25 protein-coding genes, 1 tRNA gene and 1 riboswitch are annotated in these 24,868 nt (G+C 56.2%); of the genes, 12 read left to right on the top strand and 14 right to left on the bottom strand.

Annotated features, from left to right (window positions below; translation table 11 throughout):
* Nucleotides 1-43: 43 nt before the first annotated feature.
* Nucleotides 44-649 carry a glutathione S-transferase gene (locus Q0932_RS02505; protein WP_299349406.1) on the bottom strand — a complete coding sequence of 202 codons (606 nt, stop codon included), beginning with the start codon at nucleotides 647-649 and terminating at the stop codon, nucleotides 44-46.
* Nucleotides 646-1,278: an FMN-binding negative transcriptional regulator gene (locus tag Q0932_RS02510; protein ID WP_299349407.1), complete on the bottom strand. Its 633-nt coding sequence runs from the start codon at nucleotides 1,276-1,278 to the stop codon at nucleotides 646-648. The genes Q0932_RS02505 and Q0932_RS02510 overlap by 4 nt, the downstream gene beginning before the upstream one ends.
* Before the next feature lie 56 nt (nucleotides 1,279-1,334).
* Nucleotides 1,335-1,477, top strand: a riboswitch (FMN riboswitch).
* A 76-nt stretch (nucleotides 1,478-1,553) separates the two neighbouring features.
* On the opposite strand from Q0932_RS02510, the gene Q0932_RS02515 reads away from it, so the two are divergent.
* Nucleotides 1,554-1,994 carry a 6,7-dimethyl-8-ribityllumazine synthase gene (locus tag Q0932_RS02515; RefSeq protein WP_299349408.1) on the top strand — a complete coding sequence of 147 codons (441 nt, stop codon included), beginning with the start codon at nucleotides 1,554-1,556 and terminating at the stop codon, nucleotides 1,992-1,994.
* A 99-nt stretch (nucleotides 1,995-2,093) separates the two neighbouring features.
* Here Q0932_RS02515 and Q0932_RS02520 read toward each other — a convergent pair whose 3' ends face one another.
* From Q0932_RS02520 to dapF, 3 genes are read right to left on the bottom strand one after another with little or no spacing between them, the layout of a single operon-like run.
* Nucleotides 2,094-2,726 carry a glutathione S-transferase gene (locus tag Q0932_RS02520; RefSeq protein WP_299349409.1) on the bottom strand — a complete coding sequence of 211 codons (633 nt, stop codon included), beginning with the start codon at nucleotides 2,724-2,726 and terminating at the stop codon, nucleotides 2,094-2,096.
* Nucleotides 2,723-3,982, bottom strand: a complete 1,260-nt coding sequence (gene mtaB, locus Q0932_RS02525; protein WP_299349410.1) for a tRNA (N(6)-L-threonylcarbamoyladenosine(37)-C(2))-methylthiotransferase MtaB — start codon at nucleotides 3,980-3,982, stop codon at nucleotides 2,723-2,725. Before mtaB ends, Q0932_RS02520 begins: the two co-directional genes overlap by 4 nt.
* Nucleotides 3,982-4,812, bottom strand: a complete 831-nt coding sequence (gene dapF, locus Q0932_RS02530) for a diaminopimelate epimerase (RefSeq protein ID WP_299349656.1) — start codon at nucleotides 4,810-4,812, stop codon at nucleotides 3,982-3,984. The genes mtaB and dapF overlap by 1 nt, the downstream gene beginning before the upstream one ends.
* Nucleotides 4,813-5,237: 425 nt before the next feature.
* Between dapF and Q0932_RS02535 the strand changes: the two genes are divergently transcribed.
* From Q0932_RS02535 to Q0932_RS02555, 5 genes are all read left to right on the top strand, one after another.
* A tRNA-Lys gene (locus tag Q0932_RS02535) sits at nucleotides 5,238-5,313 on the top strand.
* Nucleotides 5,314-5,432: 119 nt separating this feature from the next.
* A complete protein-coding gene (locus tag Q0932_RS02540) occupies nucleotides 5,433-5,777 on the top strand; it encodes a RidA family protein (protein WP_299349411.1) in 345 nt (114 codons plus the stop codon).
* Between the two features lie 13 nt (nucleotides 5,778-5,790).
* Nucleotides 5,791-6,483, top strand: coding sequence for a DsbA family protein (locus Q0932_RS02545; protein WP_299349412.1), 693 nt, complete (start codon nucleotides 5,791-5,793; stop codon nucleotides 6,481-6,483).
* Between the two features lie 77 nt (nucleotides 6,484-6,560).
* Entirely contained in the window at nucleotides 6,561-8,084 is a 1,524-nt protein-coding gene (locus Q0932_RS02550; RefSeq protein ID WP_299349413.1) for a class I adenylate-forming enzyme family protein, read from the top strand.
* A gap of 92 nt (nucleotides 8,085-8,176) precedes the next feature.
* Complete coding sequence (locus tag Q0932_RS02555) at nucleotides 8,177-9,403, top strand: serine hydrolase domain-containing protein (protein ID WP_299349429.1); 1,227 nt, start codon at nucleotides 8,177-8,179, stop codon at nucleotides 9,401-9,403.
* Here Q0932_RS02555 and Q0932_RS02560 read toward each other — a convergent pair.
* Genes Q0932_RS02560 through Q0932_RS02570 form a run of 3 tightly spaced genes read right to left on the bottom strand, consistent with a single transcriptional unit; the run spans nucleotide 9,400 to nucleotide 11,412 of the window.
* On the bottom strand, nucleotides 9,400-10,191 hold the full coding sequence (locus Q0932_RS02560) for an iron chelate uptake ABC transporter family permease subunit (protein WP_299349657.1): 792 nt from the start codon (nucleotides 10,189-10,191) through the stop codon (nucleotides 9,400-9,402). The genes Q0932_RS02555 and Q0932_RS02560 overlap by 4 nt on opposite strands.
* The gene (locus tag Q0932_RS02565; protein WP_299349431.1) at nucleotides 10,184-10,939 is read right to left on the bottom strand and encodes a metal ABC transporter ATP-binding protein; all 756 of its coding nucleotides are present in this window, start codon (nucleotides 10,937-10,939) and stop codon (nucleotides 10,184-10,186) included. Before Q0932_RS02565 ends, Q0932_RS02560 begins: the two co-directional genes overlap by 8 nt.
* A 2-nt stretch (nucleotides 10,940-10,941) precedes the next feature.
* Entirely contained in the window at nucleotides 10,942-11,412 is a 471-nt protein-coding gene (locus tag Q0932_RS02570; protein WP_299349432.1) for a transcriptional repressor, read from the bottom strand.
* A gap of 94 nt (nucleotides 11,413-11,506) precedes the next feature.
* On the opposite strand from Q0932_RS02570, the gene Q0932_RS02575 reads away from it, so the two are divergent.
* Entirely contained in the window at nucleotides 11,507-12,502 is a 996-nt protein-coding gene (locus tag Q0932_RS02575; RefSeq protein ID WP_299349434.1) for a zinc ABC transporter substrate-binding protein, read from the top strand.
* Here Q0932_RS02575 and Q0932_RS02580 read toward each other — a convergent pair.
* The 5 genes from Q0932_RS02580 to Q0932_RS02600 form a co-directional block, all read right to left on the bottom strand.
* The gene (locus Q0932_RS02580; RefSeq protein WP_299349436.1) at nucleotides 12,492-12,974 is read right to left on the bottom strand and encodes a DUF2165 domain-containing protein; all 483 of its coding nucleotides are present in this window, start codon (nucleotides 12,972-12,974) and stop codon (nucleotides 12,492-12,494) included. The genes Q0932_RS02575 and Q0932_RS02580 overlap by 11 nt on opposite strands.
* 66 nt (nucleotides 12,975-13,040) lie before the next feature.
* Complete coding sequence (locus Q0932_RS02585) at nucleotides 13,041-14,702, bottom strand: ABC transporter substrate-binding protein (protein WP_299349438.1); 1,662 nt, start codon at nucleotides 14,700-14,702, stop codon at nucleotides 13,041-13,043.
* Between the two features lie 500 nt (nucleotides 14,703-15,202).
* On the bottom strand, nucleotides 15,203-16,612 hold the full coding sequence (locus Q0932_RS02590) for an FAD-binding oxidoreductase (RefSeq protein ID WP_299349440.1): 1,410 nt from the start codon (nucleotides 16,610-16,612) through the stop codon (nucleotides 15,203-15,205).
* A complete protein-coding gene (locus Q0932_RS02595; RefSeq protein WP_299349442.1) occupies nucleotides 16,609-17,820 on the bottom strand; it encodes an amidohydrolase family protein in 1,212 nt (403 codons plus the stop codon). The genes Q0932_RS02590 and Q0932_RS02595 overlap by 4 nt, the downstream gene beginning before the upstream one ends.
* 1 nt (nucleotide 17,821) lies before the next feature.
* Nucleotides 17,822-18,607, bottom strand: coding sequence for a creatininase family protein (locus tag Q0932_RS02600; protein ID WP_299349444.1), 786 nt, complete (start codon nucleotides 18,605-18,607; stop codon nucleotides 17,822-17,824).
* Between the two features lie 263 nt (nucleotides 18,608-18,870).
* Between Q0932_RS02600 and Q0932_RS02605 the strand changes: the two genes are divergently transcribed.
* The gene (locus Q0932_RS02605; protein ID WP_299349446.1) at nucleotides 18,871-19,923 is read left to right on the top strand and encodes a glycosyltransferase family 2 protein; all 1,053 of its coding nucleotides are present in this window, start codon (nucleotides 18,871-18,873) and stop codon (nucleotides 19,921-19,923) included.
* On the opposite strand, the gene Q0932_RS02610 is transcribed toward Q0932_RS02605, so the two are convergent.
* Nucleotides 19,920-20,939 (bottom strand): LacI family DNA-binding transcriptional regulator, encoded by a 1,020-nt coding sequence (locus Q0932_RS02610; protein WP_299349449.1) that lies wholly within the window; start codon nucleotides 20,937-20,939, stop codon nucleotides 19,920-19,922. The genes Q0932_RS02605 and Q0932_RS02610 overlap by 4 nt on opposite strands.
* A gap of 191 nt (nucleotides 20,940-21,130) precedes the next feature.
* On the opposite strand from Q0932_RS02610, the gene Q0932_RS02615 reads away from it, so the two are divergent.
* From Q0932_RS02615 to Q0932_RS02630, 4 genes are all read left to right on the top strand, one after another.
* Nucleotides 21,131-21,811 carry a TetR/AcrR family transcriptional regulator gene (locus tag Q0932_RS02615; protein ID WP_299349450.1) on the top strand — a complete coding sequence of 227 codons (681 nt, stop codon included), beginning with the start codon at nucleotides 21,131-21,133 and terminating at the stop codon, nucleotides 21,809-21,811.
* 37 nt (nucleotides 21,812-21,848) lie between these two features.
* Complete coding sequence (locus Q0932_RS02620) at nucleotides 21,849-22,919, top strand: C4-dicarboxylate TRAP transporter substrate-binding protein (protein WP_299349452.1); 1,071 nt, start codon at nucleotides 21,849-21,851, stop codon at nucleotides 22,917-22,919.
* A gap of 70 nt (nucleotides 22,920-22,989) precedes the next feature.
* Entirely contained in the window at nucleotides 22,990-23,562 is a 573-nt protein-coding gene (locus tag Q0932_RS02625) for a TRAP transporter small permease (protein ID WP_299349454.1), read from the top strand.
* A complete protein-coding gene (locus tag Q0932_RS02630; protein WP_299349457.1) occupies nucleotides 23,559-24,866 on the top strand; it encodes a TRAP transporter large permease in 1,308 nt (435 codons plus the stop codon). Before Q0932_RS02625 ends, Q0932_RS02630 begins: the two co-directional genes overlap by 4 nt.
* The last annotated feature ends 2 nt before the right edge of the window (nucleotides 24,867-24,868 follow it).

Genomic DNA, 24,868 nt, shown 5'->3' on the forward strand with positions numbered 1-24,868 from the left:
CTTTGATTGTTTTCACGCCCAAAATCGCTGGCTTTTGTGCGACTCAGTCAGTGGGTTCGGTTGCCTGCATGCTATCGCGCTTGGCAAAGTCTTCGTACCAAGCGGCCAAGGCGTCGTTGCCCTTGCGCCAATTGCGGGCGTCATGGCGGAAATCCAGATATCCCAGCGCACAGCCCACGGCCATCTGTCCCATATCCAATGGCCCGGCCAGATGGCTCATCCAGCGGGTATTCAGGGCATCCAGGGCGCGCGTCACTTTGGTCCATTGGGCATCGCACCATGAGTCGTCCTGCTTGTCCTCACTGCGCAGCCGGCCCTCGTAAGTGATCAGGACAGCGGCATCCATGATGCCATCTGCAGTCGCCTCAAGTGTCAGAACATCCCAAAGCATCGATTCGGGGTAAAATCCTGAGTCAGCGCGGGCATCCAGAAAACGGCAGATCACCCGGCTGTCATAGAGCGCCGGGGCGTCCGGCCGGATCAGCGCCGGGATCTTCCCAAGGGGATTTGCGGCTTTGGCATCGTCGGCTGTGGTCAGAGGGGTGGTTTTGACGCCGAGCAGCTCGACATCATCTTGTTGGCCGCTTTCGTGTAGCAAGACGCGAACTTTGCGAACAAACGGGGAGGCGCTGGCAGAGACAAGTTTCATGTATTGGTCTTTCCTTCTGGGGATTTCATCAATGCGGCCAAAAGCTGGGGATCAGAGCCGATCCCGTAAGCCGCAACATGGTCCGCTGCAGACAGCCGGACCTCGTCAGGTTTATTCTGGTTGAGTTTCCACGTGCCCTGAATGTCTTCGACGGTAAGGCGGAAGGGGCGAATCATGCGCAACATTTTGGTCAGGGCGTCCGGGTGCATTTTGGCCTGGGTCCAGATGGGTTTGGGCAACAGGCGCTCTTCGAAATGGAGGGACAACTTTTCAAGTAGCGAGGGCAGTTCTGACTCCGGGCGGGGCTCCAGGTGTCCGGTCAGATGCACGGCGACATAGTTCCAGGTCGGAACCTGATCCTCAACACCATACCAATCCGGAGAAATGTAACTGTCGGGTCCGGTGACCGCGATCCGGGCCGGGGTAAGGCCATCAATCGTGCGAGAGATGGGGTTGGATCGCACAAGATGCAGATCGGCAGTTGCACCATCCTCAGAGAGGAGAAACGGGACATGTGACATCAGAGGCAGGGCATTTCCATTCACCGCGAGCACGCCAAAGCCGCGCTCACGGGCATAGGCGATGTTGTCAGCGGTCTCGGCGCCGCGAAAGGCCGGATTGGGATGCATGCGAGTCTCCGTTCGAAATCGGATGTTGCAAGCACCGGGCAGGCTTGGCAAGGTTGCATCGTTCTCAGGGCGGGGCGAAATTCCCCACCGGCGGTAAGCAGGGAGACCTGTAAGCCCGCGAGCGGCTTCTTCGGAAGTGTCAGCAGATCTGGTGCAACTCCAGAGCCGACGGTCATAGTCCGGATGGAAGAGAACGTGTCAAAGGGCCGCCATTGGTGCGCCTTTTGGTTCGTGATCGCCTTGGGTGACGTGTCTGTACCTGAAAGGAGATCACTATGACACACACCCGATATGCATTCATCAAAGCCAACTGGCACGCGGAGATCGTGGATCAGGCTTTGGTTGGGTTTTGCGAGGTTATTCCACGCGCACAAGTGGACGTCTTTGACGTACCCGGTGCGTTTGAGATGCCCTTGTTGGCGCGGGATCTTGCCGCGTCGGGTCGATATGCGGCGGTGGCTGCAGCGGCCTTCGTGGTGGACGGTGGAATATACCGCCATGACTTTGTCGCACAGGCCGTAGTCGACGGGCTGATGCGAGCGGGGCTTGATACGGGTGTTCCCGTGCTGTCAGTCTCGTTGACGCCGCATCACTATCAGGAGACTGCGCATCACACCGCGATTTACCGCGACCATTTTGTCGACAAGGGCCGTGAGGCTGCAGAGGCAGCATTGGCAATTGTAGCTTCTCGGCAATCTGCACAACAGGCCGCGTAGCAAGATTGAGCGCCTTACGGCGCGCAGGTTGCCTCACCCCGGCCTTAGGGCCGGGGCTTCAGGTCGCCTCCGGCGGGAGTATTTCGGGCAATACGAAATCTAGGGGAAATAGGTCGGGAGGTCGTCCGCCTGCCAAACAGGGTATTTTGTCATGATCTGTTTAAAGCGATCAGAATCAATGAACGCCTCAAGCCAGTGGTGCAGATTGGGCCATTCCTGAGAGTCGAACCAAGGTTTGTCGACAAACGCAAACTGACGAACAAACGGCAGAATGGCAAAGTCCGCGAGGCGTGGGTCATCGCCAAACAACCAAATGGTGTCCCCAAGTTGCACGTTGAGGCGTGTCAGGTGATCACTTGCCTTTGACCGTTCGATGTTTCGGTCACAGGCCTCGTAACGCGTGTGGTACTTGTAGCGATCCAGCGCTGTTTTGAAGGGCCCATCAGTGTCTGAAATCAGATCGTGGCCCGCAGATGGCATCGCGAGGAGGTTTTCAGGATCGTTCTGCTCCAGCGCCCAGAGCATGATATCAAAGCTTTCATCAATCACCTGCTGTCCAGACTTCAGGCAGGGCACAGAGGCGCTGGGAGAAGTGTCCAGAAACTCAGGCGCCTTGTCACGCAACAGCACTTCGCGCAGTTCAACGGTCAGTCCTGCACTGGCGACGGCCAGCCGCGCCCGTATCGCATAGGGGCAGCGGCGAAAACTGTAGAGAATGGGGTGATCCGTCATGCCCGAAGCTGGCCGTTTTCGGCGCCTAGAATCGTTGCGGTTACGATTTGGCCCTCGGTTTGCAGGGTGTCAAACTGGACTTCGGTGAATTGTTCGGTGCGGCCCATGTGTGCATTTTCCATCAAGATCTGATGAACCTTGCCGATTTGGGCCGCGAGGTGTTGTTTGACCTGATCTTCACCAACAGCCCGCAATCGGGCAGCGCGGTCCTTGATAATGTTGCCGTTCACCTGTTTGGGGATTTTTGCCGCCGGGGTGCCGTCGCGCTTGGAATAGGGGAATACATGCAACCAGGTCAGGTCGCAGTCGCTCACCAGTTTCAGCGAGTTCTCGAAATGGGCCTCGGTCTCGGTCGGAAATCCGGCGATGATATCAGCACCAAAGGTCATTTCGGGGCGCAGTTTTCGCGCCTCTTCACAAAAGCGGATGGCGTCGTCGCGCAGGTGGCGGCGCGCCATGCGTTTCAGGATCAGGTCATCGCCATGTTGCAGCGAAAGATGCAGATGCGGCATCAGGCGGTGCTCGGTAGCGATGGCTTGCATCAGCGCATCATCCGCCTCAATCGAGTCGATAGAGGAAATGCGCAGACGTGGCAGGTCTGGAACCAGCTTGAGAATCCGTAACACCAGATCGCCAAGACGTGGGGTTTTGGGCAGGTCGGCGCCCCAGGATGTCAGATCGACGCCCGTCAGAACAACCTCGTTAAACCCTTTGTCGACCAGACGTTTGATCTGATCCACCACAACGCCTGCAGGTACTGAGCGCGAGTTGCCGCGGCCGTAAGGGATGATGCAGAATGTGCAGCGATGGTCACAGCCGTTCTGCACCTGAACATAGGCACGGCTGCGGGTGCCAAATCCGTCGATCAGGTGTCCGGCCGTTTCCGTCACGGACATAATGTCGTCGACCTGAACCTTTTCCGTGTCACCGACAAAGTCTGCGGCCATGCCGGTCCAGGTTTCGGGCTGCATCTTTTCCGTGTTGCCGATGACCTTGTCGACTTCGTCCATCGCGGCGAAAGTCTCGGGTTCGGTCTGGGCGGCACACCCGGTCACAATGATGCGTGCACTTGGGTTCTCACGACGCAGTTTGCGAATCTCCTGACGCGCTTTGCGGACGGCTTCGGCCGTCACGGCACAGGTGTTCACAATGACAGCGTTTTCCAACCCTGCATTTTGAGACAGATCCTTCATGGCCTCGGTCTCATAGGCGTTGAGACGACAGCCAAGGGTCGTGAACTTGGGTGCGGTGGACATCAGACAGACTCCAGAAAGTCCTGAGTGAATTCACCGGCAAAGACGGTCATGGTTGGCCCGGTCATCCAAACGCCATCCTCGGCCCAGTTGACCCAGAGGGTGCCACCATCCAAATCGATCTGCACCTTGCGGCCAGTAAGCCCTCGTCGTGCGGCGGCGACCGCGGTGGCGCAGGATGATGAACCCGAGGCAAGCGTCGGGCCGACGCCGCGTTCCCAGACACGCATACGAATGTGATCTGGTCCTACAAGCGAGGCAACCTGAACATTGGTGCGTTCGGGATAAAGTGGGTGATGCTCATGGGCCGCGCCAAAGCTCTCAAGGTCCACCGCATCGGCGTCTTCGACAAAAAAAGTGCAGTGCGGGTTGCCCATACCGGTGGCCGTCGGCGTGCCCTCGATGGGCAACTCAAGCGTGTCCATTTCGCGGGCAAGGGGAATCTCGTGCCAATCCAGTTGTGGCTGGCCCATGTTCACAGCCGTCAAACCATTGCCAGCGTCGCGGGCAAGCAAAAGGCCACGTTCTGTGGTCAACCGGAGAGTGGTCAGGCCGGTCTCATTCATGAGCTTGCGGGCGATACAGCGGGTTGCATTCCCGCATGCCGCTGATTTTGAACCGTCGGCGTTGTAAAACGTCAGATGCGCATCGTGAGTGCCCTCAGAAATCACCGCAAGCTGGTCAAATCCAACGCCGCAATGCCGGTTGGCTATGGCTCGCACAAGACCGTCCGCAAGCGGAACATCGCGCTGGCGCGCGTCAACGACGACAAAGTCGTTTCCCAGCCCATGCATCTTTTCAAAGGGCAATGCGGTATTTTTCCGAGCGATCATGAGGCGCATATAAGCGCTTTGCGATCGGATGACTATATGAGTCTCGCGCCCAACGGTCCGATGATGGCATCGAAATCACATCCGATTTGACGGTTGCGTTCATTCGATTCTCTGAGTGTGGTGGGATCAGGCAGGGCTTTCGCAGAACCAGAACACTTTTCGCTCTATTCGAGACGAGACGGCATGGCGCATGACCAAGTCTAATTGATCCAGACATGTCAGCTTGGGTCGGGCAATAGAAGATTATAAAAAACAGGCACTTAATTGTAACATCCCTAGCTAAAGTAGGGATTGGTAGAATTGTGATGCGGGCCGGGTAACAGCGAATTAGTCATGAAATTGTTTGGTGCGAGGGAAAAACACATTTCCGGCGATTTCTGTCTTGACCGCCACATGCCAAGGGCATAGTAAGCGCGCCACAGAGTGGGCCGTTAGCTCAGTTGGTAGAGCAACTGACTTTTAATCAGTAGGTCGAAGGTTCGAACCCTTCACGGCTCACCACTTTTCCAAAACTGATTGTACCACCGCGATGGTCGCTGGCTTTAGGCGCCTGGAACGCTTGCAGCCAGTGTTGTTTCGAGCATAGTTGCGTGCGACGCAGAAACTCGGAAAGACTTGCCATGATCGAAAGACTTCACACCAGCCAGCGCATGAGCAAAATCGTCAAGCACAACGGCGTGGCTTATCTCTGTGGACAAGTTGGGTCGGGTGATACCGTGGCCGAACAAACCCGCGATTGCCTGTCGCGAGTTGATGCTTTGCTGGCTGAGGCGGGGACGGATAAATCCAATATCTTGCAGGCGATTGTCTGGATTTCGGACATGGCTTATTTTGCCGAGATGAACGACGTTTGGGACGCATGGGTGCCTGAAGGTCACGCACCGGCACGCGCCTGCGGTGAAGCAAAGCTCGCACGAGATGTTCTGAAGGTTGAAATCATCGTAACTGCGGCACTGCCCGAGTAATCAGGGGTTCGACATGACAAAACCAAAGATCATTCACTTCTCGGATATCTTATGTGTTTGGGCCTATGTGGCACAGTCTAACCTGTCCCGATTGGCACAGGACTTTGGAGACCAGATTGACGTCGAGGTGCGCTATTGCTCGGTGTTTCCTGACAGCCACGGGAAAATCGATCGCGTCTGGGCGGATCGGGGCGGTTTTACCGGATATGCGGCACATGTACGTGACGTGGTCACCGGCTTCCCCGATGTTTCTTTGAACGATGATACTTGGGTTGCCACCCGTCCCCGGTCGTCAGCCAGCCCGCATCAGTTTATCAAAGTCGCTGAACTGATCGAAGCGGAACAGGTGGCATCCGGCAACCCGCTTGATGAGCGACTGAGCGTTCGTGCGGCCAAGGAGTTGCGGCGGGCGTTCTTTGTCGAGGCTCAGGATATCTCGCACTGGGATGTCCAGCGCGAGGTTGCAAATCGCCTTGATATGAACTTCGATGATGTTCTTCGTCGTTACGAAAGCGGCGAGGCCATTGCGCGACTGGTAGGGGACTATGAGTTGGCTCAAATAATGAAGATCGAAGGCAGCCCCACCTATGTTTTGAATGAAGGGCGCCAACGGCTTTATGGCAACGTTAGTTACGGCATCGTCGCCGCCAACGTCCGGGAAATCCTCAGCAGCCAACTGGATGAAAGCGCGAGCGCGTGTTCGTGAGTTTGCTTTAACGTCGCGTTTCGTTTGCTGCGCGCGCTGGGCTCTTTCATAGTAGTGGGGCGAGCGGGGAGGCTGCAATGAACGAAAGAGTGCACGACTTTGTGCAATTGGCCTCTGTGGCATCACCGGATCGGCTTGCCATCATCGCGGCCGACGGGCGGCACTGGTCTTGGGGCGATTTATCAGCAGCGATTGACGATGCGCAAAAGCAGCTCAAAGCGCTTTCTGTAGCGCCCGGCGACCGGGTGGTGCTGGTTCTTGAAAACTGTCCCGAGATCGTCGCGTTCTTTTTCGCGGTCACCCGGATGGAGGCGGCCGCGGTGGCGGTGAACGCCCGTATGACCGATGCCGAGCTGCAAAGGATCGTTGACCACTCTGACCCCAGCGCAATCGTTTTCTCAACTTCAGTTCCCGGCCCGTCTCAGGATCACGCCGACGCGTTCGGGGCCACAGAAGTGACGGGGGCTTTTGGGACCGCACACATTGTTCGCAGAGAGGGCAGCCTGCCAGAGCCCAGCTTTGCTTCAGCCGATGAACAGGTTGCTTTGCTGCTTTATACATCCGGCACCACCGGCGCACCCAAGGCGGCGATGTTGACCCATACGAACCTGATGGCCGGCGCGCGCGCTTCGGCAGACATGCGTGGCATGCAGGATCAGGATATGACTTATCTGGCTTTACCACTGTCCCACATCTTTGGCCTTGTGACCCTCTGTGCTGTTTGTTTTGCCAAAGGCTCGCTGCGGCTCGAGGCTCGGTTTTCTGCTCAGCGTCTGTATGAGGCATTGCAAAAGGACGTCACGCTTTTGCCGGCCGTGCCGCAAATGCATGCACATTTGTTTCACTACGCCCGAACCCACGGCATGGCGCGCTATGACAAGGGGCTGCTGCGCTACGTGTCATCGGGTGGGGCACCTCTGGATCCATCGTGGAAACGCGAAGCCGAGGCCTTCTATGGGTTACCGCTTCAGAACGGCTATGGGTTGACCGAATGCGCAGCCGGTGTTTGCGCAACCAAAAGCGCGATCTCGGACCCGGATGTAAGCGTTGGCGTGCCGATGTTGGACAGTGAACTGTCGCTGGATTTTTCCGTGGACGGGGCCGAGCCCGACAAGGGGATCGGAGAGATCCTTGTAAGCGGTCCGCAGGTCATGAAGGGGTACTTCCGTGACCCGGAACAAACCGCACCGGTGTTAAGCGACAAAGGTGTGTTTCGGACCGGTGATCTTGGGAGAATGGACGAAGAAGGCCGGTTGCACATCGTTGGGCGCAGCAAGGAGTTGATCATCAGGTCCGGGTTCAACGTCTACCCGGTTGAGGTCGAAGCGGCGCTGACTGAGCACCCTGATGTCATTGTTGCTGGTGTGGTCGGACGTGCCGTTGAGGGCAACGAAGAGGTTCTGGCCTTTGTCAAAACCGCAAAGGACAGCGGGTTGACGATTGAAAGCCTGCGCGCGCATTTGGCGGATCGCCTGGCACCCTACAAACGCCCCAGTCGAATTGTGATTGCAGATGATCTGCCAGCGGCGCCAACAGGAAAAATCCTCAAAGCCAAGCTGATCCCTTTCTTCGCCGATGTGCTGGAAAATGATGACGATTGAAGGCCTTGTGATCTCAGACCTTGAATCAGAACGCCCGCCAATGTCTAACTGATAATGACAGGGACCAAATAGATCAGGACGAAAGTAAGCGCATGACAGCAAACGGTTTTGATCCGGTCAGGTTGGACCGCATTCGCGGATGGATGCAGCGGTACGTCGATGACCGGAAGTATGCCGGATGTAGCCTGCTGATCTCGCGTGGCGGTGATGAGGTCTTTTACAACGCCGTCGGCCACCGCGACCACGAGGCAGGATCGCCGTTTGAGCGGGACACCATCGTTCGGCTGTATTCCATGACGAAACCGGTAACATCCGTTGCGCTTATGATGCTCGTTGAACGGGGTTTGGTGCACCTAGAAGCTCCGGTCAGCCAGTACATCCCGGAATTTTCGAATATGCAGGCCCTGATACCCGGTGCAGAGACGATCGATCAAACCGAACCAGCGCTAAGCCCGACATTGCACCAGCTGCTGACGCATACCAGCGGGCTGAGCTATCACTTTAATCCGGGCCTACTTCCACAGGCGATGGCTGGTAAAAACCTGTTGTTCCATCCAGATCAGGGATCGCTTGCACGAATGGTCGATCGGGTTGCCGCGCTGCCTTTGGCCTTTCAACCGGGCGCCCGGTGGGAATATTCGATTGGGATCGACGTGATTGGCCGGGTGATCGAAGTGGTCTCGGGCCAAACCCTTGATGCGTTCTTTAAAGAGCACATCCTTGACCCCCTTGGTATGTCCGAGACGGCATTCTCTGTCCCACCGCATGGGTATGATCGGTTCGCCGCGCTTTATACGCCGTTGGATGGTGATGCGATGGCGCTGAATGCAGCACAAACGGGCGGTGACAGCTTGCGTCGGGCCGATGGTGGCGAGGCCTCTCCGTTTTTGAATGCAGACCTGCACTCTGGCGGTGGCGGACTGGTGGGAACACTGGATGACTACATGCGCTTTGTCGAAGTCCTGCGCCGCAAAGGGCGCTTTGATGGCGGGCAGTTGCTGTCGCAAAGCACCATGTCATTCATGATGCGCAATCATTTACCGGGCGACATCGCCTCATTGGGTCCCCAGAGTTTTGCTGAACAACCAATGGACGGCATGGGCTTTGGCATCGGCGGAGCCGTAGTGCTTGATCCGGCTCGTGCCCGAACACTTGGATCGGTTGGGGATTTCAGCTGGGGTGGCATGGCCTCGACCTTTTTCTGGGTCGATCCGGTGCAGGACCTCAGCGTTGTTTTCCTGACCCAACTGTCACCATCCAGTTCCTATCCGTCCCGCGCCGAGATGAAAGCTTTGGTGCATGGCGCGTTAACAGACTAGCGGCGTTTCAACCGGGTGACGGTGTTTGTTGCAAGGAAGATAACCGCAGCAACACAGACGATCGTGGGGCCAGCGGGCGTGTCCCAAAGGAAAGACGCACGCAGCCCGAGGATGGCGGCTGTGCCACCGATAAGCGCGGCGATCACGGCCATAGACTCGGGTGTACGGGACAATGGCCGGGCGCTGGCGGCAGGGATGATCAGCAACGCCACGATTAGCAAAGCGCCGACCACTTTGATCGCCACTGCCACAACAATGGCAAGGCCAAGGGTCAGAACAAGCTGCTCCCGCTTGGGGTCGATGCCGCTGGCGTAGGCAAGATCGGGGCTGAGCGTAGAGGTTAAAAGCGCAGACCACCGCCATGTTACCAGAGCAACAACTAGGGCCGCGCCAATCCAGATCACCGCGAGATCCGACTGTCCAACGGCGAGAATGTCGCCAAAGAGATATGCGTTCAAGTCGACGCGAACCCCTTTCAGAAAACTGACTGCGACGAGGCCAAAGGCCAGCGCGGAATGGGCAAGCACGCCAAGCAATGTGTCCATCGCATAACCTCGACCCGACAGGGCCGATACGGCAAAGGCCATCATCAAGGCCACCGCCAAAGCTCCGGTAAAGACCGAGGTTGAAAGTGCCAGAGACAGAGCCACACCAAGAATTGCGGCATGCGCCGTCGCATCGCCAAAATAGGCCATACGGCGCCAGACGACGAAACATCCCAACGGGGCCGCAGCCAGCGCAACGCCAAGTCCGGCCAAAGTTGCGCGCACCAGAAAGTCATCAAGCATGGTCGCAAGCTCCATGTTCGTGGCTGTGATCCGAATGGCTGTGGTGGTGATGGTCGTGATCATGACGATAGAGCGCCAATGCGCCTTGTGTCCCGGATCCAAAGAGTGCGCGGTACTCTGGGGCTGATGCCACGATCTCTGGCGTTCCGTGGCAACAGACATGACCGTTCAGGCACACAACACGATCTGACGCGCTCATCACGACGTGAAGCTCATGGCTGACCATCAGAATGGCCGTGCCCAGATCACTGCGAAGTTGTTCGATTTGACGGTAGAGACTGGCCGAACCCGGCTGATCTAGCCCAGTGGTGGGTTCATCAAGAATCAGCAGATCTGGTTTCTTAAGAAGCGCACGCGCCAGCAAAACGCGCTGAAACTGCCCGCCAGACAATGCCACCATTTGGCGGCTTTCAAGCCCTTCGGCGCCGGCATGATGCAGTGCGGCCTCAATGTCTGGGCGGCGGTGGCGCAGGGGTAAGTTGAGGAACCGCTCAACGGTCAAGGGCAACGTCGCATCAATCGAGAGCCTTTGTGGCACATACCCAATCTTCAGACCTTTTGCCCTGTGGAGTTTCCCCGCCGTCGGTTTTTGAGCCCCAATAATAGTCCGCAGCAAGGTGGTTTTGCCGGACCCGTTTGGCCCGACGACGGTCACGATCTCACCCTTTTCGATACCAAAATCTACGTTTGACAAGGCTTGGTTTCCACCAATGCGTACACCGATGCCTGAGAGTGTCACCAACTCCATGATCAAGCCGCCTTTTGGCAAATGGGGCAAAGGCCTTCGGCCTCAACAACAGTGGTTTCGATCAAAAATCCAACATCTTCCGCAGCTTTGCGCAGCCCGATTCTTGGAATTGCCGACTCTGCGACGGCACCGCATTCACGGCAGATCAGGAATAGGGGAGAGTGCTCGGATCCGGCATGCGAACACGCAAGCCACGCGTTCAGGCGCTCAATCTTATGTACCAACCCCTGTTTTTCAAGGAAATCCAGGGCGCGATAAGCAACTGGGGGCTGCGAGCCCAACCCTTCCTGAGCAAGTTGAGCCAAAATATCGTAGGCGCCCATGGCCCGATGTTCCTGAAGCAGAATCTCCAGTACGCGACGTCGGACCGGGGTCAATTGAGCCTGGCGCTCGGCACAACAGGTCTCGGCGGTTTTCAGTGCTTCAACAACACAGGCCTCGTGGTCGTGGCTTTCGAATCCGATGTCATGCATGGTTGCCTCATTTTGTAGGAACGCTACTTGATATAATATAACATATCATATAAAGCCAGCATCTTGTGACGTGTTTGCTAAAGGAATTATTGTTGTGAGAAAGCAGCTTTGGGGTGTTGTTGCGAGTGTTGTTTGTGTCGGGTCGGCAATGGCAGAGGATGTGCAAGTTATTGCAGACATCGCACCGGTTCATTCCATTGTTTCGCGGGTTATGCAGGGTGCAGGAACGCCTGAATTGGTTTTGCGTCCAGGTGAATCCCCACATGACTTCGATTTGCGCCCGAGCACGGCGCAAGCCCTGCAAGAGGCAGATATCGTCATCTGGATGGGGCACGCACTCATTCCGGGGCTGGAAAAACCCCTTGAAACGCTGGCCGGAAGTTCGAGAGTTTTAGATTTGTCAGACGTCGCCGGTACAACCCGACACAATTTCCGCGAGACGGCTGTATTTGAGGATCATCACGAAGAGCCGCACGAAGACCACGATCACGAAGATGAGCATCACGACGATCAAAAAAATGATCATGAAGGTCACGACGAAGCTGCGGATGAGCACGACGCGCACCATCATGATCACGAGGGCATGGATCCACATATGTGGCTTGATCCTGAAAATGCTGCAGTCTGGGCGGTTGCCATTGCCGAAACGCTCGGAGCCAGTGATCCCAAAAATGCAGCCCTCTATTCAGAGAATGCCAAGCAATTTGCATCGGAAGTTCATCAGGTCGAAGGTGAAATTCGCGCCTTTTTAGAACCGGTTTCGAGTGAGCCATTTCTAGTGTTCCACGATGCCTATCAGTACTTTGAGCATCGCTTTGGGTTGAACGCTGCCGGATCTCTGTTGATCTCAGATGCCAGCACACCCAGTGCCGCCCGGTTGGTCGAAATCCAGCACGCCATAGAAGAGCGGAACGTGCACTGCGTCTTTACAGAGCCACAATTCGACCCACGCCTAGTCAAAGCGGTCGCGGGTCATGTCCGGAGCGGCATCATGGACCCAATGGGTGTTGATCAAACCGTTGGTGCTGATCTTTACCTTGGGATGCTGCGGGCCTTGGCACAGAACATGTCAGACTGCCTCACAGACTGAGAAAGATTAGGTTCGCCATGCCCCAGAGCGTCATTTGGAAATGGGTGTTCTGGGCGCCTTCGTGGCAATACCAATAGGAAAAGTTCTCGCCAACGATCAGGAACATTGCCCAAATCGACGTAAACATCAGCGCACCCAATGTTGCGACAGCTTTTGCGGTGCTAACCGGGACACTTGCGACCAGAGACAAGACCATAAGGGCAACGGCGCTCCATAACACGATCACCGTCGAAAGCTCACCCAGAACCACCAGTCTAAATGCAATCTTTTGCACGGTTCGGTTGGATACTGCGCGGTGCTGCACCCGAGCATAGTCATCAGGATAGTCGTCTTTCATACGCTCCATCGCAAAGACCTGAGCGGTAAAGGTCTCATTGAGCGCGGGGTGAATGATGTTGTCACGTACACCCAGAGTCAGCCAAAGCGCAGGGAACACCAATGAGATGGTTTGCGCGATCAAAGTCATATCCATGAAGGTCACCTGCAACAAAAAACGGGCCGCCCCAAAGGCGGCCCGTATGTCGATGTCTAACCCAACTTAGGTCCAGTGAACATCGGCTGGACGGATCTCGAACGAGATGTGGTGTCCTGCGTTTGCCAGACCATCTTTGGTGTGGTTATAGAGCGAGCGCCAGTAAGGCTGGATCGTTACTGCATCTTCTTGCAGGATTGCTTCGCCCTTAGCCATCAAAGCACGGCGTGCTTCAACGTCGGCTGTTGCCAGAGCTTGCTCAAGAACCGCGTCGAACTCAGGGTTTGCATACCCAAATTCGTTCCAAGCTTCGCCAGATTTATAGGCCAAAGCCCAAATCTGCACGCCCAAAGGACGGTGGTTCCAGTTGGTCGACGAGAACGGATACTTGGTCCAGTCGTTCCAGAAGGTCGAGCCGGGCAGGATGGTCCGTTTGACATTGAAACCAGCGTCGCGCAACTGAGCGGCCACGGCGTCGGTGGTGTTCTTGCGCCATGCGTCGTCAATCGAGTGGATTTCCATCTCGAAGTCACCCATGCCAGCTTCGTCCAGCAGGGCCTTGGCACCAGCAGGGTCGTGCTTGGGCATGCCGATGTCGGCATACTCGGGGTGTGCTGGTCCAACGTGGTGGTTCGCAGCAACAACGCCGCGTCCATCGTAGCCCAGTTCCAGCAGAACGTTGTTGTCGACGGCCATTGCAATCGCCTGACGTACGCGTTTGTCGGCGTAAGGCATTTTGCCATCAACTTCGGCCAGTTGGTTTGGACGGATTACAATGGTTGCCATGGTGACAACTTCATTCTGATTCCATCCGTCCAGCGAACCAACGATGTCGATGAATTCGCCATCAACTGAATAGAGGGCGTCCACTTCATCGGATTCAGCAGCGGCCATCCAGGCTGCTGGGTCCGTGCCGTAGTCGACATACTCGATACGATCCAGCCATGCGCCGTTGCCAGCATTCCACCAGGTGTGGTCTTCGTTGCGTACCAACGCACTTTGAACACCAACTTCCAGGCCGTCTGGCAGATAGGGGCCAGTGCCGACTGGGTTGCCGAGCATGTTGTTGGCGTCGTGCGAGCCGTGAACAATCGCCGCCGGATAGTCAGCCATGCCGGGAACCAGCGAAATGTCGGGCTTGGGCAGGTTCAGGCGAACAGTGTGGCTATCGACAATTTCGATGCCGCCGTCGATGGCCTTGTTGGTGTTGGCGTCGATCAAAGTCGCGAAACGACCAGCCATTGAGTTGCCTTCAACGTCTTTGTCGCACCAACCCGCGATATTGCGTGCAACATCTTCGGCGGTGAAGTCGTCGCCATTGTTCCACTTAACGCCCTTACGAACATTCAGAGTGTAGGTTTTGGCGTCGTCCGAGATGTCCCAGCTTTCCAGCAGCTGAGGCTGGAATGTACCGTCGTTCTCATAGGTGATGAGGTACTCAAGCCAGCCGCGCGAGAAGTTGGCGATTTGCGACCAGTCATAGGTGCGCGGGTCTTTCAGGGCGCGCACTTCCATCTGGATGCGCACGGTGCCACCTTGCTTGGCGTGACCATCGGCCATTGCAGGCGCAGCCATGCCGAGCATGCCATAAGCTGTCGCAGCCGTCGCACCGAATGCGCTGGCGATGGCCAGGAATTCGCGGCGGTTGACCGGGTCTGTGCCGACTTTGCTCGCCTGATCGACGATCATCTTCGGCATCGGGTCTCCGTTGCGTTTGTAAAAGGTCATATTATTCCTCTCTGTTGGTATTTGGGTTTTGTCCCATATGCGCAGCTATGCTGCATTTTTTTGTGACGGATCGGATCGACCGCCAATCTTCATTGTTCAGTGGTTTGATCCCCCCTGGGAAGAAACCGAATCTATCGAGCATCGGGACAATGGATAAAGTCCCAATCTTTCCAACCCGGTACATCCATCCACAGCTTGGGGGGGTGATGCAACAATTTTTGACTCATTTTTTCGCGTGTTCCAGCAACAATCATAAAAACCGCCCGGGGTGTCAGGGCGTGTTTGCAGCATGGTCGCTGGCAGAAAAATGAAACCGTTTAAATGAGTTTGCATAACCCAGATTAGCTGTGCTGCCTGCTGTTCCCTCTGGCTCGATAGCGACTTACAGAGGGCGAAAATCGACATGCAGACGTCGCAAACGGACTTCAGATCGAAATTTCCCTTAAACAGGCAAGAAACCGATTCCCTTTGTTGGTGCACGTGACGGGCTTTAACACTGGCTAGGCAGGCGTCATTGCTTCAATCTCTTCGGCCGTAAGATGGGCCACATTCTGCCACTCTCGCGACTTCGCTGAATTCAACAGCCCTTTGGGATCCATGCGTTTCTTCCATGCCAGATGAGTGTAATCGGCGTTCTTTAAGCCGCCACCTTCGACCATGCAGACGTGGGCATCGTAGACGGGGAAACCATTTGCTTCATATGTGGCCTCGATTTCGCGCAATCGCTCTTCTGTGCTGAACCAGATGATGGGCAGATCAAATGTCACGATTTGTCCGTCCAACAATGCAAACTCGTGGTGCTGCCACACATCGTCACCCAGTTTTGGGCGCAAGTCAGAGATAGCTCGAGGGTTCGGAGGCGTTGGGCAACCAATTTGTAGATAGGTTGCAGAACGATCCGCTTTCAGAACCTGCAGTGTGGTATGATTGTAAGCGAATTCAAACACATGCGGTAGCTTGGCTTCTGCCAACTCTGCTTCTGACATGGCCAGATCTACTGAGCCGCCCTGATCCGAGATGAGTGACCGATAGGCGCCCATATCCTCTGCCGGAACCAAAGAGGTCATCAGGTGCTTCCCAGCGCGCAGATGCTCTTTCAGACGTGGAAAATACTCGCAGATACGGGCATCAACGGTTGAAACCAGTTTGCGCGCGATGTCAGGGGCCGAGGCGAGTGCGTACCCGGCGGCATAGGTCTGAGCATAGTCGTCAAAAGTCGCCATGCATCCAATCCAATCGCGATGAGGGACGGTACGCAGCGTGACCTCGGTAATGACTCCATTCAGGCCCCAGGCATGGTGTATCTGGTTGACGTCGTCGCCTTCGAACACCCGCTCTTGCGGATCGTCCGTGACGGACATCGCCTTGAGTGAAATGATGTTTCCCGGATCGCGCAACATGCCTTGGGCGACCGACCCGATCCCCGAGGACCCGCCCGCGATAAATCCGCCAATAGTTGCGATGTCTTGTGTTGAGGGAAAGATTGCCAATTCCCAACCTTGTGCATGCAGGGCCTTGTTGACCTCTTCAATATTGGCGCCCGCTTCGGCAGTGACATATCCATCGCCAATCTCGACAACCCGGTTCATTGATGTGGTTTCAATGATCAACCCGCCGTCAAGTGGAACGGCCTGTCCGTAATTGCCCGTTCCGCCGCCGCGAAGAACAACGGGCGCGTCATGTTTATAGGCGATTCGCAGGCAATGGGCCATTTCGGACGCCGACTTAGGCACAGCGACAAGATCCCCGAAACTGCGACGCAGTTGTGCGTTTAGAATGGGCGAATACCAAAAGAAGTCGCGCGAGCGCTTCTTTACCAGAACGGGTTCTGAAATGGTTTCAACCGGGGCGAGTTCAGCCTCAAAGGCTGCCCAGTCGATGTTGGTTTTTCCGGAAATTGAATAAGTCATTGGGTTACCTCACTAAGCTGGGTGGCGGGTGCGAGGGACGCTCCGCAAATCAAATTGGACAGGTCTGAGGCCTGGGCGACCAAGAGGTCTGGCAATGCGGCACCCCGAACGTAGGTCGGTGCATGGCCCATTGCCTGAGCTGCGTCGGTGGTAATCGACGGCAACCAGCGATCAAACGGTGGATCGAGGTGTGCCGAGAGAATGCCGAGTTCCAACGCAAAAAGTGGATCGTGCCGTCCCACGGGGCAAAATGCATCGCGCACATTGTCATTACCCAAAAGAACGCGAACTCCAGCTCGGTGAAGTTCATGCGCCAGTGTCACGCCACGATCCTTCGGCGTGCCGCCGTTGCGCCCTTGCAGATACAGATTTGTACTCGGCAACATCGTGACGGCAATTTCAGCACGGGCCAACTTGTCCGCGATGCGGCCAACTGTTGTTTGGTCCCGCAGGGAAAGGCTGACTGCGTGACCGCACATAATGGGACCAGAGTGATTAAGCTCCAGCGCAATGTCTGCAATGACTTCCAGGCCGTTCAGCGCCGGGTCCAAACCTTCATCGACATGAAAGTCGAGCAGCAGGTTTCGACTCTGTGCTTGCTCAAAAGCGTTGCGGATCGCGGTCTCGTATCCTTGCTGACCAAAGACAAACATACCCAAGGCATGCCCTTCCGGAATGGCCTTGGCGATGTCAGAGGCCATTTCCGGCTCGGCCATCTGCAGAGGGCTTGTGAGAGCAGCGAGTTGCAGCGTGATGTCGTCCCGCTCTTCTGCCAGTTCGCGTAGAACGTGCCACGCGCTCGGCGGGGTGGCTGTGTCGCCCCAATCGACGTGGCTGCGCACCAACCCGGTGCCACTGGCATGATATTCTCGCAGGCCCCGGCTGGCGCGGGTGCGAATGTCATTGCCGGTCCAGTTGTCTTTGTCTCTGCGCTGGGCTTCGATCGCCTCCGTCAGATTGCCACCGATACCATCTAACCGATCCGCAGTATGACATTTGTCCAAGTGACAATGTGGATCGACGAGCTTCGGGAACAGGATCACGGGCTGATCCCTGTGGACCGTCGCTGGCACCATGCCCGCAACACATCCACCGTCAAGGATCACATCCCCACGGACCAACCCATTGCCTTCGACGCCTTTGAACCCAGATTTGTTGCCCAGAACGGCAAGAGGGATGCCAACATCCCTAATCGTTGTCACCGACATCTCAGTGCTCCGGATCAAAGCTGGCGAATTCCTGCAGGAAATCGGCCAAGTTCTTGGCCGCACTGTTCAAAAGGGCCTCACCCTTGTCCGAACTTGCAGCCGAGGCGTTCCCGCAAACCCCGCTGGGGGTCAGGTCATCAACCTTCCAACCCGGGCGCGCCGCCTGCCCATTGAGGCCGATCCAACGCAGATCGGATTGCCAGTCACGGCTTTTGGGCGCCTGGTTGGGGGCAAGGTCCATGTCGACCAAATGGCCCTTGGCCGCCAACATGGCCGAGGTCTCAATGTCGCCCGCATGCAGATCATGGGCCGCGTCTTCGGTCTCAATCCGAGTGTCAGAATCTGCAAACCCAAACCACAACGCGTGTGCGGAAATCAACCCATGCGCAAGCCGCAACTCACGACAGGCCACTTCAAGGATGGCCGTATTGCCACCATGACCGTTCAGCATCACAAGCCGCTTGATGCCTGCGCGCGCAACCGACGCGCCGATATCGTCCAGCATGGCAAGCAATGTCCTTGCCGTTATAGTCAGTGTGCCGGGATGGTTCAGATGCTCGTTGCTCTTGGTGATGCTCAGCGTCGGCAGGATCAGAGCATTGGTCTTTTCCGACCACTGCGGCAATGACCGTGCCAAAACCGCCTCAACCAAGGTTGTATCAACCGATACCGGCAGATGCGGTCCATGCTGTTCAGTGGCGCCAAGCGGCAGAATGGCAATTGTATCGCCGGGTAAATCTCGAAATGTTGGGGCCTTTTGGTCGGCCCAATATCCCTGAACGCGCATAGTGTTCTCCTGACAATGTGGGGGATCCCATGTGACACGGCTGTGCGCCACGCGTGACCCATCCCAAATGGAATAGTCTGCGAGGCCCTTAGAATAAGTCTGTGCCAGAGATGTGGTGAAACTACTTACAAGTGCTGCAGATTTCAAGACGGCTGGTGTCGCCGTTGAGACTCAGTCATCCAATCAATCGCAAGGATCGACTGCCCAGCCGTTCAAGGCCATGCTATGTGAAGGTGTCAGCAGCCGTTACAGGGGTTCCTTTTTTGCGCATTTTGTCAGTCACGTCGGTCCGCAACGAAGGCTCTTATCTGCTTGAATGGATAGCCCATCACAAAGCAGCGGGTGTCACGGACTTTCTGATCTTCTCCAACGATTGCGATGATGGCACCAACCTGATGCTGAATACGCTCGATCAGGCTGGAATAGTGACGCATATTTCTCACGAACGTGAGAAGAATAAGTCCATCCAATGGCAAGCCCTCAGGGCGGCATGGAAACATCCCTTGCGTAAAGAAGCAGACTGGATTCTGGTTTCGGATGTTGACGAATTCATCAATATTCACGCTGGGAACCATGATATCGCATCGCTGTTGTCGGCCGTGCCGGCCGAGGCCGACGGGATCATCATGCCTTGGCGGCTCTATGGGCATAACGATGTTGTCGGCATCGAAGATCAGCCTGTCACGCAACAATTCACGCGCGCGATTTCGCCGGACACGAACTACCCGGTCTCAGCGGGCATGTTCAAAACCCTCTTTCGGACCCGTGGTCCTTTCCGCCAACTGGGTGTGCACCGACCAAAGCAAAAGCCCGAAGAAAACGGGCCATTGCCAATTCTGGTCGATGGGTCTGGCGCGATCCTTCCCGAATGGTTCGCGCGCAACCAGCAACGGCTGTCTCTCTTCGGGGTGTCGTCTGGCCGGAGCCTGGTTGAGATGAACCACTACGCTGTACGATCCGCAGCCGGGTTTTTGATCAAGCGAGACCGGGGCCTCCCCAATCGCTCCAAAAAGCCGGTGGATCTCAGCTATTGGGTCGAGCGGAATTTCAATACGGTTGAGGACACATCAATTCATCAGATGCGCCCAGCCACGGAAGCCGTCTTGCACGCCATTTTGCAGATCGCAAACCTGCAAGACCTGCACGCCGAGGCTATGAAATGGCACCGTTCACGGTTTGACACTTTGGTGCGCGATCCCGAGACCCATCAATTGTTAACGCAGATCCTGACAGCTGGTGGATCAACAGTCTTGCCGGAGCAACTGCAAAGGCAGTTGGTTCGCCTTTATCAAGAAACAAACAAGCCCGGCTCTTAGCGTCGCTTCAGAGTATCGCCGAAAGAAATCTTTGGTGTCAGCTCGGTCACCATCGCGGTGTCCTTGCCCTCGCCTTGCGCGGCGATAATCTCAGCCGCCTTGACGCCGATCTCGCGACGACACGCATCCATTGTGGCAAGTTGGCGTGGAAGGCCTTGCAGCAATTCAACACCGTTGAAACCTGCGAGTCCGATTTGACCCGGCACATCTATGCCCTGTTCAAGCAAGTACAACAAACCGCCGGCGCCAATCATGTCGTTTGAGTAGTAGAGGAAATCCAATTCCGGCTCACGTTCCAGCATCGTCGCGGTCATTTCGCGCCCTTTGGCGAGGGCAGATCCGCCCGAGTAGAACTCTTTCTGAGCAATCTCGACGCCCTCTTTGGCCAGCGCTTCGGTAAATCCCTCAAACCGTTTTCGGGCGCGGTGATCCAAAGGCATCTTGGTGCCCAAAAAGCCGATGTTGCGGTATCCCGCTTTGAGGATGGCCTTGGCCATTTCGCGACCCGCGCGGCGGTGTGAAATACCAACCATTGCGTCCACTGGCTTGCCGTCCACATCCATGATCTCAACAACCGGAATGCCGCTTGCAGCCAGCATGGCACGCGCAGCTTCGGTGTGTTCGAGGCCAGCAATAATCACGCCTGACGGGCGCCAGGACAGCATTTCGTATAGAACTTTTTCTTCCTTCTCAGGCAGGTAGTCGGTGACCCCGACCACAGGCTGAAGGTCGGTGCTCTCCAGCACTTGGCTTATTCCGCTCAAAACCTCGGGAAAGACCATGTTGGACAGCGACGGAATGATAACGGCGACCAAGTTGACCCGCTGACTGGCAAGCGCTCCGGCAATTTTGTTCGGAACGTAGCCCAGATCCTTGGCGGCCCTTAACACCCGTTCACGTGTGGCGTTGGACACATCGCCTCGATTTCGCAGCACGCGGCTGACCGTCATTTCAGAAACCCCCGACACTTCCGAGACATCGCGTAGGGTGAGGGAGCGTTTTTCGTCGTTTGCCACAGAGGAATTCCTGATTGTTTCGCAGAAATGTTATCGCGAACAACGCTTGAGATACAAGCGCCTCTCTCGCACCGTTTTGCGGGGTTGGCGATTTAATCCAACAAAGTCCGATCGCGTGCCATTTTCGGTTTTTCTTGATTCCGCGAGGTGTGATGCCAATACTGACTGGGCGATCAGTTAGGATTCGAATTATGGCGACATCGACCACAACCAGATCTGAAGAAGCTCAAAAGGATCTGGATCAGCCGCGACGAGAAAGCCGGTTTGGTTCAATTCTGGATGCCGCCGAATTGGTCTTTGCCGAATCTGGTTACGATGGCGCGTCGATGCGGGAAATTGCGTCAAAGGCCGATGTTGCGCAGGCCCTCATTCACTATCATTTCAAAAACAAGGCACAGCTGTTCGAAGCCATGGTTGCCCGCAGATCCTCGTCGATCAATGACGACCGGGCTGAGCTGCTTGATAGACTGTTCGAAAAATCGAGCCACCCCGACCTTGAAGACATCGTTGAGGCACTCTTTCGGCCGACCATCGAAGCCGGACGCACCTCAACGAACAATGCGGGTCCATATGCGCGGATACTGGCCTCTGTCGCGAATTCTGCGGGCGCGCGGGATCAGGAATTGGCCAAGAAATACTATGATCCAATCGCCCTGAAATACATCGACGCACTTCAGCGCGTACAGCCGGGCCTTAGTCGGGCTGACGCGGTCTGGGCCTATATGTTCGCGATTGGCGTTGGCATGACAATGATGGCGCAGACTGGGCGCCCAAAGCGTCTTTCCGACGGCGCATGTGACGATGGCGATGCCGAGGAAATGCTTGGCCGCATTGTTCCATTCATTTGCGGAGGAATTCGCGCACTGGCCTGAAGAGTGGCCGGAATACCTGAAACCTAGGAGGAGAACTATGAGACACACATTAACCCAAGGCCTGATGGCCGCCGCCATCGCGGTCAGCGGCTTAGCTGCTGCACCGGTGATAGCAGAAGACATGAACGTCACCATCGTCGCCGGTCACCCACCGGTCTTTCGCTGGGTGAAACATGCGAGCCAGACCTTTATTCCGGCAGTGAACGCCGCGCTTGAAGGCACTGGTCACAGCATCAGCTGGTCAGAGCAATATGGTGGATCACTTGCGAAAGTAGGTGAAGAACTGGAAGCCGTTGAGGAGGGCCTGGCCGAAATCGGACTTGTGTCCTCTCTCTTTGATCCGGCAAAGCTGGCGCCGCAGAACGTGACCTACTTTACGCCCTTCGTGATCTCGGATTCAAATGTGGTCAGCGAGTGGATGGATAAGCTGCAAGCCAGCAATGGCGATATGAAGGCGGCTTGGGAGGCCAACGGTCTCGAATATCTTGGCGGCGCCATTGGTATTGACGATTACCTTCTGATGACCAACTTCCCTGTGAACTCCATCGGCGACCTCGAAGGCCGCAAGATCGGCGCACCCGGACCGGCGGTTAACTGGCTTAAGGGGACAGGCGCGGTAGGGGTCTCGGGCAACCTCACGACCTATTACAACGAGATTAAGACCGGTGTTTATGACGGTGTCATCGTCTTTGCCAGCGCGGCCCTGCCCGGCAAGTTGCATGAGGTTGCGCCCTATATCACCAAGATCGGCTTTGGGGCGCAATACGCGGGCGGATTCGCCGCCAACAAAGATTGGTTTGACGGGCTTGACCCGACTGTCCAGCAGGCGTTGCGGGATGCTGCAGATGCAGACCGCGTCGCCTATCACGCCGACCTTGACGCCTCAGTGGCCAAGTTCCTCGAGATCATGACCTCTCAGGGCGCGACTGTGACCGAAGTGGATGAAGATTTCCGCCAGCAATGGGCCGCTGGCATGGACAATGTCGCCAAACTTTGGGCCGAAAAGCTGGATGCGGCTGGCGTGAACGGCAGCGAGGTTCTCAACGATTATATGGACACGATGCGTGCAGCTGGCGCGACACCAGTCCGCAACTGGGATCAGGAATGATCTGACCTGTTGGGGCGCCACGTGGCGGGCGCCCCTGACACATTCAAAGTCATGGCAAGGGACCACCTAAATGGATCATGCGAACGACCCAGAGGCAGGCAATTCTAACCTGCCCGACTGGTTCCTGTTACTTCAACGCGGGGTCGACGGCGTGACCGTGGCATTGAATGTGGCAGGCACGGTCCTGATCTTTCTGGTGATGCTGCTGGTCAATTTTGACGTGATCGGCCGCAACTTTTTCGCCAGTCCGGTGTCCGGTGTTCCCGAGATGGTCTCGATGTCGATTGTCGCTATTGTTTTCCTTCAGATTGCGCAGGCCTTTCGCAAAGGACGTCTGACCCGCACCGAAGCGGTTCTTGGCTTTGTCGAACGCCGCGCTCCGCGCCTGAGGCTCGTGATGGACATCGTCTTTGCCTTGGGGTCGGCCCTGTTGATCTGGCAGCTCTATGCTGCCTCGCAGCCCCTGTTCGTCAAGGCCTGGGTTCGTGGCACGTTCGAAGGCACCGTGGGCGATTTCACCGCCCCGATCTGGCCGGTCAAACTTATTATCCTGATCGGATGTCTGGCACTTTTGGTGCAATTGGTGATGTTCGCTGCTTCGGCTTTTCTGCGTCTGATCGTCGGGCAAGGGGCACGGTCATGACCGCCTTTGAGATTGGCATGATGTCCTTTGGTGCGATGATCGTCATGGTCTATATGGGCCTTTGGGTCCCTTTCGCCTTAATGCTGTCTTCGTTTGGCGGCGTGTGGCTTATCAAAGGGTCTCCCATACTCGCAGGTAAGTTGTTGGCCCTTGCCGCCAGCAAGACGATCGCCAGTTACTTCTTTGGCGTTGTGCCGCTGTTTGTGCTGATGGGTTACATCGTATCGGTTTCAGGCATGGGGCGGGACGCGTTCGATGTCGCCAACCACCTGTTTCGTCGCCTCAAGGGCGGTCTGGGCATCGGAACGGTCGGCGCCAATGCAATCTTTGCCGCGATCACCGGTATTTCCATCGCATCGGCTGCGGTCTTCACGCGTATCGCAGTGCCAGAGATGATACGCCACGGCTATTCTGCGCGGTTCTCCGTCGGCGTAGTCGCTGGCTCATCTGTTCTGGGCATGTTGATTCCGCCTTCGCTTCTCTTGATCCTCTATGGCTTGCTGACAGAGCAATCCGTCGGAGACCTCTTTATCGCAGGTGTTCTGCCCGGTCTGCTTCTTGCGATTCTCTTTGGTGCTGGCATCTGGCTCACGGCGCACCTGAGGCCCGGTGCTTTGGGATCTGATCTGGACTCCGATGACACACCGCCACTCACGCTCCGCGAGCTGGCCCAAAAAGGCTTGCCGCTGGCCCTATTGATCGGATTGGTTTTGGGAGGCCTTTACACGGGCTTCTTCACCCCGATCGAGGCTGGAGCCGTCGGATGTCTCGGAGCCATCCTGATCGGATTGGCGCGACGCTCGCTTACGCTGAAAGACTTCTGGGAGGTTCTGAACGACACGGGGCTTGTCACCGCGTCAATCTGCTTTCTGATAATCGCCGCACAGATGTATTCCCGCATGTTGGCGCTGTCGGGTGTTCCCGCTGAATTTGGCAACTTTGTTGCCACGGCCGATATTGGCTACTGGGGTGTTATTCTGGCTTATGTTGGACTTGTGATCGTCATGGGAACGATCCTCGACTCGTCATCGATCATGCTGATCCTTGTGCCACTGATGCTGCCCGTTCTGGCGTCGATGCAGGTTGACCTGATCTGGTTCGGCATCCTCACCATAATTGCGGTCGAGATTGGCCTGCTGACGCCCCCCTTCGGCATATCTGTGTTTGTCATCAAATCCGCGTTGGATGATCCCAACATCACCATCGGAGACATATTCTTTGGTGCTGCACCCTTTGCGCTGCTGATGCTTGTCTTGCTCGGCCTTGTTCTGGTCTTCCCCCAACTTGCCACCGCGCTCATTTAGGA

This window comes from uncultured Shimia sp. (assembly GCF_947498095.1).
Taxonomy (GTDB): Bacteria; Pseudomonadota; Alphaproteobacteria; order Rhodobacterales; family Rhodobacteraceae; genus Shimia.

Coding starts and splice junctions, on each gene's coding strand:
- Q0932_RS02505 (WP_299349406.1), bottom strand. CDS start 649: ATGAAACTTGTCTCTGCCAGCGCCTCCCCGTTTGTTCGCAAAGTTCGC.
- Q0932_RS02510 (WP_299349407.1), bottom strand. CDS start 1,278: ATGCATCCCAATCCGGCCTTTCGCGGCGCCGAGACCGCTGACAACATC.
- Q0932_RS02515 (WP_299349408.1), top strand. CDS start 1,554: ATGACACACACCCGATATGCATTCATCAAAGCCAACTGGCACGCGGAG.
- Q0932_RS02520 (WP_299349409.1), bottom strand. CDS start 2,726: ATGACGGATCACCCCATTCTCTACAGTTTTCGCCGCTGCCCCTATGCG.
- mtaB (WP_299349410.1), bottom strand. CDS start 3,982: ATGTCCACCGCACCCAAGTTCACGACCCTTGGCTGTCGTCTCAACGCC.
- dapF (WP_299349656.1), bottom strand. CDS start 4,812: ATGATCGCTCGGAAAAATACCGCATTGCCCTTTGAAAAGATGCATGGG.
- Q0932_RS02540 (WP_299349411.1), top strand. CDS start 5,433: ATGATCGAAAGACTTCACACCAGCCAGCGCATGAGCAAAATCGTCAAG.
- Q0932_RS02545 (WP_299349412.1), top strand. CDS start 5,791: ATGACAAAACCAAAGATCATTCACTTCTCGGATATCTTATGTGTTTGG.
- Q0932_RS02550 (WP_299349413.1), top strand. CDS start 6,561: ATGAACGAAAGAGTGCACGACTTTGTGCAATTGGCCTCTGTGGCATCA.
- Q0932_RS02555 (WP_299349429.1), top strand. CDS start 8,177: ATGACAGCAAACGGTTTTGATCCGGTCAGGTTGGACCGCATTCGCGGA.
- Q0932_RS02560 (WP_299349657.1), bottom strand. CDS start 10,191: ATGCTTGATGACTTTCTGGTGCGCGCAACTTTGGCCGGACTTGGCGTT.
- Q0932_RS02565 (WP_299349431.1), bottom strand. CDS start 10,939: ATGGAGTTGGTGACACTCTCAGGCATCGGTGTACGCATTGGTGGAAAC.
- Q0932_RS02570 (WP_299349432.1), bottom strand. CDS start 11,412: ATGCATGACATCGGATTCGAAAGCCACGACCACGAGGCCTGTGTTGTT.
- Q0932_RS02580 (WP_299349436.1), bottom strand. CDS start 12,974: ATGGATATGACTTTGATCGCGCAAACCATCTCATTGGTGTTCCCTGCG.
- Q0932_RS02585 (WP_299349438.1), bottom strand. CDS start 14,702: ATGACCTTTTACAAACGCAACGGAGACCCGATGCCGAAGATGATCGTC.
- Q0932_RS02590 (WP_299349440.1), bottom strand. CDS start 16,612: ATGACTTATTCAATTTCCGGAAAAACCAACATCGACTGGGCAGCCTTT.
- Q0932_RS02595 (WP_299349442.1), bottom strand. CDS start 17,820: ATGTCGGTGACAACGATTAGGGATGTTGGCATCCCTCTTGCCGTTCTG.
- Q0932_RS02600 (WP_299349444.1), bottom strand. CDS start 18,607: ATGCGCGTTCAGGGATATTGGGCCGACCAAAAGGCCCCAACATTTCGA.
- Q0932_RS02615 (WP_299349450.1), top strand. CDS start 21,131: ATGGCGACATCGACCACAACCAGATCTGAAGAAGCTCAAAAGGATCTG.
- Q0932_RS02620 (WP_299349452.1), top strand. CDS start 21,849: ATGAGACACACATTAACCCAAGGCCTGATGGCCGCCGCCATCGCGGTC.
- Q0932_RS02625 (WP_299349454.1), top strand. CDS start 22,990: ATGGATCATGCGAACGACCCAGAGGCAGGCAATTCTAACCTGCCCGAC.
- Q0932_RS02630 (WP_299349457.1), top strand. CDS start 23,559: ATGACCGCCTTTGAGATTGGCATGATGTCCTTTGGTGCGATGATCGTC.